Raw genomic sequence first — 13,221 nt, forward strand, 5'->3', positions numbered from 1 at the left:
TATATTATATGTCCATGGTATCTCTCTTATTAAGTAGCTTTTACCAATACTGCATTGAGATACTGCCCTACTTTCTCTTTGCAGCTCTTATAACTTCTTTAATCCAAGCTTATGTGAACCTAAACCTTCTAAGAAGGTTTCTAACGGGGAGCAAATTAGCTCCCGTCTTTACCGCATCTTTCGGAGGACTTTTACCTTTATGTTCCTGTTCTATGGTGCCGGTTGCACAGCTTATAAACCATCTATCCAAGAACTATTCCTCCGTGGTAGCCTTTTTGATGGTTGCTCCAGTGGTTTCACCTATTACCGTTGCCCTCACTTACGGCTTTTTTGGATTAAAGATGGCTCTCTTGCGAGTTTTTGCTACTCTTGTCTTTGCCCTTGTGGTAGCCTATGCCATGGATGTACTCTTTAAAAAAAATAAGGGTCCTTCTTTACACATAACTGCAGGACAGAAGAGCGAGAAAAAAGCAGAGATATTTGTCAAATCATTAAGGTACAACCTGTTTTTTACCGGAAGATACTTACTGATAGGTATAGCTATAGCTTCGCTGATAAAGACTTTTGTACCCATTCAGGTGGTAAAGTACATTGCAGGCAGTCCTCTCTCTTACCCTCTAATATCCTTGGTATCCATACCCATATACGTGTGTTCCGGTGAGGATGTACCCATAGCAAAGGCTCTTGTGCAGATAGGTTTCACCCACGGTAATGCCTTTACTTTTATGTTAGCAAGTAGTGGCATATGCATGCCTACCATACTTGCGGTAAAGTCTTTTTTGCCGAGCAGGGTGGTTTTTGCCTACGCAGTTTCCTGGTTTTTACTTTCCACTTTACTGGGTTTTGCAATTGATGTATTATTTTAGTGATATACTTATAAAGAATAGGAGGGAAAGATGGACAGATACGCTCAGGTGCTTCAGGAGCTTATAAAGAACACAGGACTGGAAGGTGCATCCCTTGTCTCCGCTGACGGGCTTCCCATATCATCGGTGCTAAAGCCGGGGCTTGAAGAGGACAGGATAGCTGCTATGAGCGCTGCTATACTTTCCTTGGGTGAGAGGGTGGCTGAGGAGCTTGCAAAGGGAGGGCTTGAGCAGATAACCATAAAGGGGGATAATGGGTATGTGATACTGACAGGTGTAGGTCATGATGCTGTTATGGTGGTGCTTGCGGACAACAACGCCAAGTTGGGGCTTTTGCTTATGGAAATAAAGAAGGCTCAGGAAAAGCTAAAGGCGCTAATATAAAAGGAAAATTATGGCACTAACGGGGGATTTAAGCACTTTTAGTTTTGTGGACATCTTTCAGATCCTTGCAAAGGACAGAAGGAGTGGCATACTGTTAGTTGAGTGGCAGGATATGACGGTGGCGTACTATGTAAAAGAGGGAGAGGTGGTTTTTGCAAGACCTGTTGACAGGGTTTTCAGAGTTTATGCGGAGAGAGATTTTGATAACCTTATAGATAAGCTTAGGATATCAAAAGAGAGCCTGCCAAAGACGGTGGAGAGGTTTTTGATTAGTAAGCTGGGTAGTAAAGAGGGCGTATTTTCCTTCACACCTGGCTTTATAAGGTATAACTCGGACATGCCCTTTTATTATCCCATAGAGAAGCTCATAATGATAGCAGCAAGAACGCTTACCCCAGAGGAAGTAGAGAGGAAGATATCTGACGAAATGCTGACCTTTGAAAGGGCTCATGACTATGTAGAAAAGATAAGGAAAGCCGAGCTAACCAGAGAAGAGGAGAGGATCCTCATGCTTGTTGATGGTGAAAGGAGCGTTGCGGACATAAGGCGCGAATCTGGGCTTGATAACCTGACTGTGGATAGAACGCTGTACGGACTTTTGGCACTGGGCGTCCTTAGGAGAAAGAAGAGGGAGAAAAGGCACAAGCCTTCCATAACTCTTGAACTGCTTGCTAAAATCATAGAGAGAATAAAGGAGCTATGATGAAGCCCATAAAGAAGATTAAGATAGTTGTAGCAGGACCCTTTGCGGCAGGAAAGACACAGTTTATAAATACAGTAAGCGAGATAAAAACGGTAAGCACAGAAAGAAGGACAAGGGCGGTAGGAGAAAGGAATGTAAAGGACTATACAACTGTTGCCATGGACTTTGGAAAGATAAGGATAGATGAAGAGCATGAGCTGTACCTGTTTGGCACACCTGGACAGTCAAGGTTTGACTTTATGTGGGACATACTCGGCGAGGGAGCCTTGGGTATCATCATTCTGGTGGACAGCACAGACCCATCCACCTTTCACGAAGCTAGGAAGATAATAAACTTTTTCCAGTCCAGGTTTCCGGTGCCTATGGTGGTCGGTGCCAATAAACAGGACCTTCCCAACGCATGGTCTCCAGAAGATGTGAGGGTAGCTCTTGACATAGATGAAGAGGAAGGTATTCCAGTGCTTCCCGTTTCGGCAATTGATAAAAATAATGTAAAAAATGTTTTACTCACCCTTTTAAACATAATAAGGGAGGAGCTTCTCAGTTAAGGAAACAGAGGGAGGTTTTCTATACCTGCGCTTTCGTCAATTCCCATCATAATGTTCATGTTTTGGACAGCCTGAGAAGATGCCCCCTTTCCAAGATTATCAATAGCACTTATGACAACCGCTGTATCTGTCCTCTCGTCGTAGTAAGGGTAGATAAGACACATGTTAGTGCCTATAACATGCTTGGTCATAGGTGGTTCCTGCACTACCTTTACAAATTTCTCTTCTTTATATGTTTCATAAAATAGATCTCTTATGCGTTTTTCTTGCGTAGGTATGTATACTGTAGAGAGCATACCGCGCGAAGCTGGTACCACTTTGGGCGTAAATCTCACCTTTATATCCCTCCTTGAGAGTCTTTTGATAACATCCTCCATCTCAGGAGTGTGTCTGTGCTTTTGCACCGAGTAAGCCATGATGTTTTGCTCCATCTCGGGATAGTGAAAGTGCTGCGTAGTTTTTCTGCCTGCTCCTGACACGCCTGATATGGCATCTACAATGATGCTGTCAAAATCTACACCCTCCCTTAGAAAAGGATACAAACTCAAAAGAGCGACAGTAGGGTAGCAACCGGGATTTGCCACTAACCTTGCGCCTTTTATACTGTTTCTAAATATCTCAGGAAGACCATAAACGGCAAAATTTAGAAGTTCTTTGTGGGTGTGTTCAAAGCCATAAAACTCAGGATAAAGCTCCCCTCTGCTTATTCTGTAAGCTCCCGAGAGGTCTATAACGGACTTACCCTTTTCAAGTAGTGTGGGTGTAAGCTCCAACGATGTTTCGTGAGGAAGGCACAGAAAAGCTAAATCAAAATCCTCCTGCGGTTCTTCCGAAAGTGGTACTTTTGAGAGATAAGAATTGGAAAAGTATGGTAGTAAGTCGGAAATGTGTTTACCCGCATAAGTTCTTGACACTGCGGAAACTATCCTTACATAATGATGATGAGCTAAGATCCTAAGAAGCTCTATGCCTGTGTAGCCGGTAGCACCGTATATGCATACCCTTAACGCTTGCTCCATCTGTATCCTTTTCTTGCCTTCATAAGCCCGTACTTCTTCCTCTCCTTCTCTCTTGCATCCCTCTTGAGAAGTCCTGCCTTTTTAAGGGTTGGTCTGAGGTCTGGGTTGTACTTGAGCAGTGCTTTTCCTATTCCGTACATGATGGCTTCCGCCTGCCCTGATATACCCCCCCCTTCCACTGTTGCATATATGCCAAACTTACCTTCAAGACCTGTTAACTTGAGGGGATAAAGGATCTTGTTAAAAAGACTGCTTCTTTGCACGTAATCCTTCAAAAGAAACTCCTTACCGCTATCCTTCACTTTGACTATCATTTTATCGGTATTTCTCAAAAGCCAAACCCTTGCTATACTCTCCTTCCTTCTACCTGTACCGTAATAAGCATTGTCAAAACCTATGCGAAAGTCCTTAAGCTTGGTTATCATGCCTTTACCTCCAAGGTTTGTGGTTTTTGCGCCTGATGGGGGTGTTCAGAACCTGAGTAAACCTTCAATCTTTTGAGCATTCTATGTCCAAGTCTGTTTTTGGGAAGCATTCTTTTGACCGCTAATCTTATAACCTCCTCAGGTTTGTTTTCCAGCATCCATTTGAGTGTTCTCTCCTTTATACCACCGGGATAGTTGGTGTGAGAGGCGTACACTTTCTGCTCTAACTTTTTACCTGTAACCTTTACCTTCCCAGCGTTTAGCACCACCACGAAGTCTCCACAATCCACATCAGGTTGGTAATAAGGCTTGTGCTTTCCTCTCAGTATCTTTGCTATTTGTGAGGCAAGTCTTCCCAATGTTTTACCTTCTGCATCTACTATCCACCAATTCCTTACAACATCCTCAGGTCTTACCCTGTATGTCTTCATCCTTTTACTCCTTTTAATTTATTCAAGAGCAATATATTATAACTATCCTTTTTCAAAAAAGCAAGAATTGTAAGGCTTGACAGGAGGGTAAAATGTGTTTAAGGTAATAGGTAAGGAGGTTTAGTTGAGGGTGGTTCTTTATCTACTTTTAGTTCTAAGTAGCTTAGTGATGGGAGGAAAGCTTATGAAAGTGGAGAGTCCTTCCTTCAAGAATGGTGAGGTAATACCCCAAAAGTACACGTGCGATGGAGAGAATGTCTCACCGCCAATAGCGTGGTCAGGTTTTCCAGAAGGAACCAAATCCTTTGTCCTCATAGTTGACGATCCAGATGCTCCCATAGGCACCTTTACTCACTGGGTAGTTTACGACATACCTGCAAATACCGTATCGTTAAAGGAGAACTTTCCAAAAAGTAAGCAGGTGGATAACATAAAGCAGGGAATAAACGACTTTGGAAGGGTAGGATACGGAGGACCTTGTCCACCGCCAGGGCATGGCTATCACAGATACTTTTTTAAGGTATATGCTCTCAATGTGGAAAGCCTTGGATTGCCACCCGGAGCTACCAAAGAGCAAGTAGAGAGCAGAATGAAGAGCCACATCCTTTCAGAAGGACAGATGATGGGAAGGTACAGAAGGGACTAAACTAAGTTCTGTGCATGGTAGGAGGATCTGGCAAGAGGTAAGGATAGGACTCTTTCAAAGCCAAAACTGAGTGCCAGCTCTCTGAGCCTTTCAAACTCTTCCGGTCTGTAATACTTTCTGACTTGATAGTGCCTTGGTGAGGGACTAAGATACTGCCCTATAACAAGTCTGCTAACTCCCGCTCTTCTTAAGTCTTCAAAGGTTTTAAGTATCTCATCAAGACTTTCTCCGAGTCCTACCATGATGCCGGACTTTACAGGTCTGTTTGAATTGTCCGCATAGTATTTGAGCGCATTAAGGCTTCTTCTGTAATCGCCTTGAGGTCTTACCTGTTTAAAAAGCCTTTCTACTGTTTCTATGTTGTGAGCTATTATATCAGGTGAAGATGAAATGAGTTTCTTCATGGCAGAGACATCTCCTCTGAAGTCTGGGACAAGCACCTCAATGGTAACTTCAGGCATCCTAAACTTTATGTATTCCACGCATCTTTTAAAGTGGCCCGAGCCGTAATCTTTCAGATCATCTCTATCAACAGATGTTAGGACAGTATGTTTTAGAGCAAGCTCTTTAACAGCAAGATAAAGACGATGAGGTTCGGATGCATCGGGTTTTTGCGGCCTGCCGGTTGCAACATGACAGTATTTGCAGGCTCTCGTGCAGACCTTTCCCATAAGCATAAAGGTGGCAGTCCCTTCAGAAAAACACTCGGAAATGTTAGGGCAGAGAGATTCTTCACATACCGTATTTAGTGAATACTTTTTAATCACTCTGAGTGTTCTTTCAATCACCTGGTTCTGGGGTGCCTTCACCTTCAGCCAATCCACCTTAAACCTCCTTCCTTTCAAAAAACTCCCTTATTCTGTCGTATCTGAAGATAGGCCCATCTTTGCACACAAAAAAAGGTCCTATCATACAGTGTCCGCATGTACCTACAGAGCACTTCATGTGTCTCTCAAGGGACACATAGATGTTTCTTACAGATACTCCTCTTTTTTCAAGCTCAGCAATAAAGGCTTTAACCATAGGGTCGGGACCACACATAAAGACAACCGTATCAGGCTCCACATTAACCATCTTCAGAAGCTCAGTTATCAAGCCTTTAGGACCCTTCCATCTTTCGTCAGGTTTGTCAAGAGTTATCAAGAAATTCTCTCCCATACCCCACTGCTGGTAGAGGTATCTATATATTAGGCTGTCGTAATCCTTGGCACCGTATAGGTGTACCAGCTTCTTGAAGGCACTCGCCTCTTTTAAAGCTTTCTCGTAAATCCATCTGGTAGCTGCAAGCCCCAAACCTCCCGAAACTATCAAAAGATGCTTTCCATAAGCACTTTCAATGTCCCAGGTGTTTCCGTAAGGGCCACGGTAGTAAAGGATATCACCTTCCTTAAGCGTATCTATGTGTTTAGTAACATCCCCCACAGCTCTTACTGTGTGTATTAAATGACCATTTTCTGCATGAGCAATGGTTATGGGAGCCTCTCCCATACCGAAGGCATACAGCATGTTATACTGCCCCGGAAAAGCTTTAATGGGCGTTTCTATATAAAAGGTAAAGACACCCTCAGCTTCTCTGATCACCTTTTTTACCCTTCCTTCTCTGAGCAGGTAAGGATTCTCTGTGTGCATTTATCTCTCCTCCATGATCAGGAGAGTTTGTGGTATCATGGTACCATTTACAAAACTGCCCTCTCTGATTAGCACCTTCCTTATCACACCGTTGGTAGGTGCTCTTAAGGTGCAGTATTCTATGAGCTTGTTAATTCTCTCCACCTGTGCCTGAAGAGATATATACCTGGACCTTTCCCTTTCGTATCTGTTTTTCCAGTCTTCATACTCACTCTTTGAAAGAAGGTCTCTGTTAAAAAGCTCCTCGTACCTTTTGAAATCTCTCTCCACCTTCTCCAGATTTAGCTTCTGACTTTCAAGCTCGGCACTGAGGCTCTCCCTTCTGGTAATGTAAAGTGTAGGATCAATTTCTACTAAAACATTGCCTACTTTGACCTTATCACCCTCCTTTACATAAACCTTCTTTACCTGACCCTCCACTATAGCATAGACCTTTATCTCCTTAGCAAAGGCTAAAGAAAAACACAGAAGGATACTACTGAGTCTTAATAAACTCATCACTCTTTTCAAAGATAAGGTAAGGATCAAGACCTGCAAGCGCATAAAGCCTTGCAAGAAAGAGTAGCAAGTCATATTTAGCTTGCATGAGCTGTCTCTCTGTTTCGGACTTTTCCGCCATAGCGTAGCCAAGGTCAAAGGCGAGCTCCAGCTCATACTCAGACCTCCTTAACATTAAATTTTCTTCCGCATACCTGTTTTTTGACACTGCAGAATCCCATTGAGCCAGTAAGTACAGGTATCTGTACTCTGCGGAATTAGACAGGAGCTTAAGTTCGTTTAATGTGTCTTCAAGGTCCACCTGAGCCATTCTCTTTTGAGCTTTTAGACTTCCGATCCTGTAGAGAGATGAGGCATCAAAAAGAGGTACAAAGATCTCTATACCCGCCCTCCAGCCAGTTTGGTTGTATGCTCTCGTTTGAGGTATTCCAATCCTTATTGTGTTTCCCACCTCTCCCCTTATCTGCATCCTCGGTGTTAAAATGTTCTCAGCCTGCCTTATGAGCTCGTCGTAAGTCTCTACCTGCTTTTTCTTTATCTTCAATATGGGGTTGTTTTTAAGAATGTATGCCAAGAGCTTTTCCCTGTCTATATCACCTACCTGAGGCTTGAGGTCTATATCCTGAACATCTATGAGTGTATCCATGTCCATCCCTACGAGCTTTTTAATCTCAAGAAGTGCTCTGTTATACTCATACTGCGCCTGCAGAAGGTCTTTCCTCTTTTCTCTGTAAATGCTCTCCAGCTGGTAAACCTCCAAGTTGGTAGCAAGTCCAAGCTCTTTTCTTTGCTGGGCTCTGTCAAACCTCACATAAGCTATAGCCATCTCCTCCCTCTTGACTTCGGTAAGTTTCTTATAAAGGTTTGCCTGAGCGAAAAGCTCAAGAATCCTCACTTTTATGTCCCTTTCCAGCTGCCTCAAAGCTTCTTTCTTTATCTCTGAACTTAACTCCGCACTCCTTATCCTGGAGGAGGTTTTTTTGTATTCGTAAAGAAGGCTTATAAAGCTAACACCAAAAGGCTTTTCCCACTCCTCAGTCTTTGAGTTGTAGACAAGTCCCCCACCCAGCATTACATAGGGCAGGAAGTAGTTTTTTGCCTCCTCCAGCTGAAAGTTGGCAGATTCTATGTCATACCTGAGCTTCCTAAGTTCCGCATTGTTTTCCCAAGCAAGCTCATAAGCTTTCTGTGGCGTAAGCCTTATAACCTCTTGTCCAAGGGCAAAGGAAAAAATAAGTATGACAAGAAGGTACATCATTTTTTATTTTCTTTGATGAACTTGACCAGATTGGTATCCCTGTAATGTCCCTCCACCATGTACCTTCCTATTAATAAAAAGTCCTTAGGTTCTATGTATCCCGGCACCTTTGCCACCACATTGCCCTTTTGGTCAAAAAACATAAAAACAGGCGTAAGTCTCACACCATACTTATGGGCAAATTGCCTTTCTGTCATTTTCTTGCCATCAACATCCACAACCTCATTTGCACCTCTTATGTCTATCTCCACCATGTAAAAGTGCTTACTAAAGTATTCCTGAACAGCTTTGTCCTGAAAGGTCACCTTCCTCATCTTGTCACAGAAGGGACAGCCTTCCTGATGGAACATTATGAAAAGATACTTTCCATCCCTTTTGGCATCTTCAAGGTCATCCTTAAGGTTCAGCAAGGAAGGTTTTAAAAAGGGTATACCCACTGCGGAAAAAGCTACGAAAGGTAATATGAAGATGAGCATCAGAAGTTTACGCATGGACAACCTCCTCCGATTCTGGTATAAATATAATAATGATCCCTATAAAGGATATCAACAGGAGCAGGAGCTTTCCTATAGTCAACACTTTCCTGATACTTCTCTGCGCTGCAGTTTGGCTGCATCAGGTAGGTTTAGATGAGTACCAAGAAAACATCTTTATTTACAAGTACGGGCTTGTGCCTGCGGATGTTTTTCAAAGACCTTACACGCTTTTGACCCACATGTTTTTGCACGGGAGCTGGCTTCACATAATAGGCAATATGTGGTTTCTCTGGATCTTTGGTGATAATGTGGAAGACAGGTTGGGAAGGCTGAGGTATCTTCTCTTTTACATAATCTCAGGTTTGGGTGCTGCTCTTTTGCAGACCTTTGTTAGCTTTGTCTTGGGTGGAGAAGATGTACCCATGGTGGGGGCAAGCGGTGCCATAAGCGGGGTTCTTGGTGCTTATCTTTGGCTTTTCCCCCATGCGAGGATTCTTGCTTTAGTTCCCATATTCTTCTTTTTGACCTTTATGGAGGTACCTGCCCTACTCTTTATAGGATTGTGGATACTTATTCAGGTGATAAACGGTATTCTCACACTGCCTTTTGCGCAGGCTGGAGGTGTGGCATGGTTTGCTCACATTGGCGGATTTGCGGTAGGATACATTTTGGTTAAAGTTTTTTACACTAAAAGGTGGTAATGATGCTAAAAATTGGTATAACCATAGGCGATCCTGCCGGCGTGGGTCCCGAGCTAGTGGTAAAACTCTTGGATCACTTAAACCCCAAAAATGCATACATAATATACGGGGAAAGGAAGATAATAGAGCGTGCCATGAGGCTTTTGGGCAAAGAGCATACGCTCAGAGATATATATGTTATAGATGAGGTGAAAGCTCCCGGCACTTACATAGCTGACTTGGACATATCAGAAACGGATAGACCAATACCTTCGCTAACTTCGGGTAAGGTTGCGGTTGCTTACTTAGGAAGAGCTGTGGTGGATGCTGCTTACAGTCATATACATGGACTCTTGACTATGCCCATAAATAAGTTTTGGGCCAAGATGGCGGGTTTCTCTTACGAAGGACAGACAGAGTTTTTGGCACAAGCCTGTAATGTAAAAGATTACGCTATGCTCATGTATTCAGAAAAGATGAAGGTAGTGCTTCTATCTACGCATGTTCCACTCAGAGATGCCATAGAGAAGGTAAAGGCTCAAAACATAAAGAGTAAGGTGGAGTTTGTAGTAAGAGAGTTTAAAAGACTCTTTGGATACGAACCATCTGTGGGAGTTCTTGGGCTTAATCCTCATGCTGGAGAGATGGGACAGATGGGAAGGGAAGATATGGAGGAGATACTCCCTGCGGTAGAAGAGCTAAAAGCCAAAGGCATAAAGGTTGATGGACCCCTCTCGCCAGATAGTGCTTTTTTGAAAACAGATGCCTTTGATGTTTTCCTCTGTATGTATCATGACCAGGGGCTTATACCTTTTAAACTGCTTGCCTTTAGAGAGGGTGTAAACCTCACTCTTGGCATACCATTTGTGAGAACTTCTCCAGACCACGGAACAGCCTACGACATAGCCTGGAAAGGTATAGCAGACATTTCCTCATCTTTGCACGCCCTTAGGTTGTGTGAAGAGCTAGCTACAAAGCGAGCTTGATTATCTCCCTTCCAGTTTTTTCAGCTCGGAGAGTGTACTCTTGGCTCCACTTTTGTCGTTGAGAGATATGTACATGTCGTAAGCTCTTTTGAGAAACTCTTTGGCAGTCCTTCTGTCTCCTTTATCCCTGTATAAAAAGCCGAGCCTGGCATATGCATAAGCTTGAAGCTTCTTATCCTTCTCTTGCTTAGCCAATTCCAACCCACTTATTAAGTACTCGGATGCACTTTTAAAGTCCTTTACTAACCTGTAAGCATCACCGACATTTATAAGACTCACAGCTATAAATTTCCTGTCATTAGTTTTCTTTGCGTATGTGTAGGCTTTAAGGTAGTTTTCAAGAGCTTTTTCATTTTCACCTTTCTTTTGGTATATGCGAGCCATGTTGGTGTAAGCAAAGGTTATGTCGGTGGGGTCAGTGCTTATCTCTACGGACTTGTTGTAATAGAAAAGGGCTTTTGTATAATCTCCCTTACTCTCGTAGATGTCAGCCATGTTAGCCAAAGCAGTAGACTCACCCTTGGTGTCAGATAGCTCGCGACTTACAAGGAGATGTTTCTGGTGATAGGTAAGTGCCAGATCCAGATCCCCCTTCAGGTGATATAAAAAACCCAATTTATTGTAAATAAGAGCCAGATCCTCGTAAGATGGCGCTTGACGCTCCGCTTCTTTTAGAATGTCTATAGCCTTCTCAAGATGACCCATTTGTAAGTATGCTGTGCTTACGCATAGGTAAGGCTCTGTGTTTTTTGCATATGCATCTATAGCTTCTTTACCTCTTTGTATAGCTCGCTGGTAATCCCCAGCTTCAAGATAGCGCCGGCATTCGTTTGCATAAAAGGGAGCGCTAGCACACGATGATAAAAGGAAAGAGACGGACAGCAGCAAATTTTTAAAAACTTGCCTTTTCATCAGGATGCATTATAATATAGAGCCTATAGAGTTATTATGCTTTTGGGCATACTCAAGGTGGAGCTGTTTTTCCCCGAGAATGGCTCTCTGAAGGAAAAGCGCTATTATCTGAGGTCCATAAAAGACAAGATAAAAGCCAACTTCAATGTTTCCGTTGCGGAGATTGATCACCATGACCTGTGGCAGAGGTCTCAGATGGCTATAGTGTGCGTAGGAGCGGAAAGGTCAATAGTGGAGGAGACACTTGCCAAAGTTAGGAACTTCTTTGATAGAAATTATCCTGAATTCATAATCGGTATGAGCTTGGATTACTTAAAAGTGTGATCATCCAAAGATGTATATTTCCTCCTGTCTGAACTTGCCTTCAAAAAGCTCCCAGCTTCTGTAAGATACCACTTTACCCTTGTTTACAGAAAGTATCAGGTATGACCAGCCTTCAAAAGCTCTCTCCTCGTCAAAGGCTGATGGTCTGTCGGGATGGTCAGGATGTGAGTGATAAACTCCTACTATCTCAAGCCCAAACTGACGGGCTTTCTCTTCCGCCTTCAAGTAGTCCTTTGCATCTATCTCGTACCTGTCGTTCTTCCTGTCTGGGTTGGCGTTGGGAGTTTCAAAGCATCCGAATACTGTTCTTACATCACCCTCTATCTTTCCCAGCAGGAGCCCACAGGTTTCGTAAGGGTAATCCCTCTCCGCCTGAGTTATTGCCTTTTCAAGAGCCGAGCCTTTTATCCTTAGCATGCTCAAACCATAGCAAACTGAGTTAAAAGTTCCGCTATTTGGACTGCATTGGTAGCAGCCCCTTTGCGTATGTTGTCCGCCACTATCCACATGGAGATCCCAGGATCAAAAACCAGGTCCCTTCTTATTCTTCCTACAAAGACCTCATCCCTTCCTGCCACATCCAGTGCGGTAGGATAGCTTGATGTTTCATCAAAAACTATCACCCCCTTAGCCTTTGAGAGTATTTTTTTTACTTCTTCGGGGCTTATTTCCTTTTTTAGCTTTACGCTCACCGCCTCCGAGTGTCCATAGAAGACGGGGACTCTCACAGTTGTTGCAGAAACCTTTATGTTAGGGTCGTGCATAATTTTGCGAGTCTCGTTGAGCATCTTCATCTCCTCTTTTGTGTATCCATTCTCTGTAAATACATCTATCTGAGGTATTACATTAAAAGCTATCCTCTTGGGTAGCGCCTCAGGGTCGGGTATTTTATCTCCTTTGCACCAGGCTCTTGTCTGTCTTTCCAGCTCTCTTATAGCTTTTGCACCTGCTCCGGAAACGGACTGATATGTAGAAACAATTATGGCTTCTATACCTACAGCGTCGTATATAGGTTTTAGTGCCACCACCATCTGTATAGTTGAGCAGTTGGGATTGGCTATTATACCTTTGTGTTCCTTTACATCTTCAGGATTTACCTCAGGCACCACAAGAGGCACCTGTGGATCAAGCCTCCACGCGGAAGAGTTATCTATGACCACAGCACCATCTGATGCAAACTTGGGAGCATACTCCTTGCTTACAGAACTCCCAGCAGAAAATAAAGCTATGTCAATACCTTTAAAATCCCCCCTCTTATTCAGAGCTTGCACCTTTACCTTCTGCCCTCTGAAGGTCAGAAAGGTTCCCTCGGACCTTTCCGATGCAAAAAGCTGTATGTCATCTACTGGGAAATCTCTCTCCTCCAAAACTTTCAAGAAGGCTCTTCCCACTTCACCCGTAGCTCCAACTATCGCTACCCTGTATCCCATGCCTTA

Annotated in this window: 19 protein-coding genes; 8 read left to right on the forward strand and 11 right to left on the reverse strand. The window is 43.4% G+C overall.

Features of this window, described 5'->3' with window-relative positions:
* Positions 1-14 precede the first annotated feature (14 nt).
* From HTH_RS02865 to HTH_RS02880, 4 genes are read left to right on the forward strand one after another with little or no spacing between them, the layout of a single operon-like run.
* A complete protein-coding gene (locus HTH_RS02865; RefSeq protein WP_232500458.1) occupies positions 15-866 on the forward strand; it encodes a permease in 852 nt (283 codons plus the stop codon).
* A 30-nt stretch (positions 867-896) separates the two neighbouring features.
* Entirely contained in the window at positions 897-1,250 is a 354-nt protein-coding gene (locus tag HTH_RS02870) for a roadblock/LC7 domain-containing protein (protein WP_012963216.1), read from the forward strand.
* Between the two features lie 10 nt (positions 1,251-1,260).
* Positions 1,261-1,953 (forward strand): DUF4388 domain-containing protein, encoded by a 693-nt coding sequence (locus HTH_RS02875; protein ID WP_012963217.1) that lies wholly within the window; start codon positions 1,261-1,263, stop codon positions 1,951-1,953.
* Positions 1,953-2,501: a GTP-binding protein gene (locus HTH_RS02880; protein WP_012963218.1), complete on the forward strand. Its 549-nt coding sequence runs from the start codon at positions 1,953-1,955 to the stop codon at positions 2,499-2,501. Before HTH_RS02875 ends, HTH_RS02880 begins: the two co-directional genes overlap by 1 nt.
* Here the strand turns inward: HTH_RS02880 and argC are convergent.
* From argC to rplM, 3 genes are read right to left on the reverse strand one after another with little or no spacing between them, the layout of a single operon-like run.
* Positions 2,498-3,520, reverse strand: coding sequence for an N-acetyl-gamma-glutamyl-phosphate reductase (argC, locus tag HTH_RS02885; RefSeq protein WP_012963219.1), 1,023 nt, complete (start codon positions 3,518-3,520; stop codon positions 2,498-2,500). The two genes, HTH_RS02880 and argC, sit on opposite strands and share 4 nt — an antisense overlap.
* Positions 3,505-3,945 carry a 30S ribosomal protein S9 gene (gene rpsI, locus HTH_RS02890; protein WP_012963220.1) on the reverse strand — a complete coding sequence of 147 codons (441 nt, stop codon included), beginning with the start codon at positions 3,943-3,945 and terminating at the stop codon, positions 3,505-3,507. Before rpsI ends, argC begins: the two co-directional genes overlap by 16 nt.
* Entirely contained in the window at positions 3,942-4,376 is a 435-nt protein-coding gene (rplM, locus tag HTH_RS02895; RefSeq protein WP_012963221.1) for a 50S ribosomal protein L13, read from the reverse strand. The genes rpsI and rplM overlap by 4 nt, the downstream gene beginning before the upstream one ends.
* Before the next feature lie 184 nt (positions 4,377-4,560).
* Between rplM and HTH_RS02900 the strand changes: the two genes are divergently transcribed.
* Positions 4,561-5,022 carry a YbhB/YbcL family Raf kinase inhibitor-like protein gene (locus tag HTH_RS02900; protein ID WP_012963222.1) on the forward strand — a complete coding sequence of 154 codons (462 nt, stop codon included), beginning with the start codon at positions 4,561-4,563 and terminating at the stop codon, positions 5,020-5,022.
* Here HTH_RS02900 and lipA read toward each other — a convergent pair.
* Genes lipA through HTH_RS02925 form a run of 5 tightly spaced genes read right to left on the reverse strand, consistent with a single transcriptional unit; the run spans position 5,019 to position 8,898 of the window.
* Positions 5,019-5,846: a lipoyl synthase gene (lipA, locus tag HTH_RS02905; protein WP_012963223.1), complete on the reverse strand. Its 828-nt coding sequence runs from the start codon at positions 5,844-5,846 to the stop codon at positions 5,019-5,021. The two genes, HTH_RS02900 and lipA, sit on opposite strands and share 4 nt — an antisense overlap.
* Position 5,847: 1 nt before the next feature.
* Complete coding sequence (locus tag HTH_RS02910) at positions 5,848-6,651, reverse strand: FAD/NAD(P)-binding protein (RefSeq protein ID WP_012963224.1); 804 nt, start codon at positions 6,649-6,651, stop codon at positions 5,848-5,850.
* Complete coding sequence (locus tag HTH_RS02915) at positions 6,652-7,149, reverse strand: efflux RND transporter periplasmic adaptor subunit (protein WP_012963225.1); 498 nt, start codon at positions 7,147-7,149, stop codon at positions 6,652-6,654. It abuts the gene before it with no gap.
* Positions 7,127-8,407 carry a TolC family protein gene (locus HTH_RS02920; RefSeq protein ID WP_012963226.1) on the reverse strand — a complete coding sequence of 427 codons (1,281 nt, stop codon included), beginning with the start codon at positions 8,405-8,407 and terminating at the stop codon, positions 7,127-7,129. Before HTH_RS02920 ends, HTH_RS02915 begins: the two co-directional genes overlap by 23 nt.
* Positions 8,404-8,898: a thioredoxin family protein gene (locus HTH_RS02925; protein ID WP_012963227.1), complete on the reverse strand. Its 495-nt coding sequence runs from the start codon at positions 8,896-8,898 to the stop codon at positions 8,404-8,406. Before HTH_RS02925 ends, HTH_RS02920 begins: the two co-directional genes overlap by 4 nt.
* A 35-nt stretch (positions 8,899-8,933) precedes the next feature.
* Between HTH_RS02925 and HTH_RS02930 the strand changes: the two genes are divergently transcribed.
* Positions 8,934-9,584: a rhomboid family intramembrane serine protease gene (locus tag HTH_RS02930; RefSeq protein ID WP_012963228.1), complete on the forward strand. Its 651-nt coding sequence runs from the start codon at positions 8,934-8,936 to the stop codon at positions 9,582-9,584.
* Positions 9,584-10,549, forward strand: coding sequence for a 4-hydroxythreonine-4-phosphate dehydrogenase PdxA (pdxA, locus tag HTH_RS02935; protein WP_012963229.1), 966 nt, complete (start codon positions 9,584-9,586; stop codon positions 10,547-10,549). Before HTH_RS02930 ends, pdxA begins: the two co-directional genes overlap by 1 nt.
* Here pdxA and HTH_RS02940 read toward each other — a convergent pair whose 3' ends face one another.
* The gene (locus tag HTH_RS02940; RefSeq protein WP_012963230.1) at positions 10,550-11,461 is read right to left on the reverse strand and encodes a tetratricopeptide repeat protein; all 912 of its coding nucleotides are present in this window, start codon (positions 11,459-11,461) and stop codon (positions 10,550-10,552) included.
* A gap of 36 nt (positions 11,462-11,497) precedes the next feature.
* Here HTH_RS02940 and HTH_RS02945 point away from each other — a divergent pair, with 36 nt between their 5' ends.
* Positions 11,498-11,785, forward strand: coding sequence for a DUF503 domain-containing protein (locus HTH_RS02945; protein ID WP_012963231.1), 288 nt, complete (start codon positions 11,498-11,500; stop codon positions 11,783-11,785).
* On the opposite strand, the gene HTH_RS02950 is transcribed toward HTH_RS02945, so the two are convergent.
* Together HTH_RS02950 and asd are read right to left on the reverse strand one after the other, a co-directional pair.
* Entirely contained in the window at positions 11,786-12,202 is a 417-nt protein-coding gene (locus tag HTH_RS02950) for a Mov34/MPN/PAD-1 family protein (protein WP_012963232.1), read from the reverse strand.
* A gap of 2 nt (positions 12,203-12,204) precedes the next feature.
* The gene (gene asd / locus HTH_RS02955; protein WP_012963233.1) at positions 12,205-13,215 is read right to left on the reverse strand and encodes an aspartate-semialdehyde dehydrogenase; all 1,011 of its coding nucleotides are present in this window, start codon (positions 13,213-13,215) and stop codon (positions 12,205-12,207) included.
* Positions 13,216-13,221 lie beyond the last annotated feature (6 nt).

The sequence above is a fragment of the Hydrogenobacter thermophilus TK-6 genome (assembly GCF_000010785.1).
In the GTDB taxonomy this organism is placed as follows: Bacteria; Aquificota; Aquificia; order Aquificales; family Aquificaceae; genus Hydrogenobacter; species Hydrogenobacter thermophilus.

Coding starts and splice junctions, on each gene's coding strand:
- rpsI (WP_012963220.1), bottom strand. CDS start 3,945: ATGATAACCAAGCTTAAGGACTTTCGCATAGGTTTTGACAATGCTTAT.
- HTH_RS02915 (WP_012963225.1), bottom strand. CDS start 7,149: ATGAGTTTATTAAGACTCAGTAGTATCCTTCTGTGTTTTTCTTTAGCC.
- HTH_RS02875 (WP_012963217.1), top strand. CDS start 1,261: ATGGCACTAACGGGGGATTTAAGCACTTTTAGTTTTGTGGACATCTTT.
- HTH_RS02870 (WP_012963216.1), top strand. CDS start 897: ATGGACAGATACGCTCAGGTGCTTCAGGAGCTTATAAAGAACACAGGA.
- HTH_RS02900 (WP_012963222.1), top strand. CDS start 4,561: ATGAAAGTGGAGAGTCCTTCCTTCAAGAATGGTGAGGTAATACCCCAA.
- HTH_RS02925 (WP_012963227.1), bottom strand. CDS start 8,898: ATGCGTAAACTTCTGATGCTCATCTTCATATTACCTTTCGTAGCTTTT.
- pdxA (WP_012963229.1), top strand. CDS start 9,584: ATGATGCTAAAAATTGGTATAACCATAGGCGATCCTGCCGGCGTGGGT.
- HTH_RS02945 (WP_012963231.1), top strand. CDS start 11,498: ATGCTTTTGGGCATACTCAAGGTGGAGCTGTTTTTCCCCGAGAATGGC.
- HTH_RS02940 (WP_012963230.1), bottom strand. CDS start 11,461: ATGAAAAGGCAAGTTTTTAAAAATTTGCTGCTGTCCGTCTCTTTCCTT.
- HTH_RS02920 (WP_012963226.1), bottom strand. CDS start 8,407: ATGATGTACCTTCTTGTCATACTTATTTTTTCCTTTGCCCTTGGACAA.
- HTH_RS02880 (WP_012963218.1), top strand. CDS start 1,953: ATGAAGCCCATAAAGAAGATTAAGATAGTTGTAGCAGGACCCTTTGCG.
- HTH_RS02865 (WP_232500458.1), top strand. CDS start 15: ATGGTATCTCTCTTATTAAGTAGCTTTTACCAATACTGCATTGAGATA.
- HTH_RS02910 (WP_012963224.1), bottom strand. CDS start 6,651: ATGCACACAGAGAATCCTTACCTGCTCAGAGAAGGAAGGGTAAAAAAG.
- asd (WP_012963233.1), bottom strand. CDS start 13,215: ATGGGATACAGGGTAGCGATAGTTGGAGCTACGGGTGAAGTGGGAAGA.
- argC (WP_012963219.1), bottom strand. CDS start 3,520: ATGGAGCAAGCGTTAAGGGTATGCATATACGGTGCTACCGGCTACACA.
- HTH_RS02930 (WP_012963228.1), top strand. CDS start 8,934: ATGATCCCTATAAAGGATATCAACAGGAGCAGGAGCTTTCCTATAGTC.
- rplM (WP_012963221.1), bottom strand. CDS start 4,376: ATGAAGACATACAGGGTAAGACCTGAGGATGTTGTAAGGAATTGGTGG.
- HTH_RS02950 (WP_012963232.1), bottom strand. CDS start 12,202: ATGCTAAGGATAAAAGGCTCGGCTCTTGAAAAGGCAATAACTCAGGCG.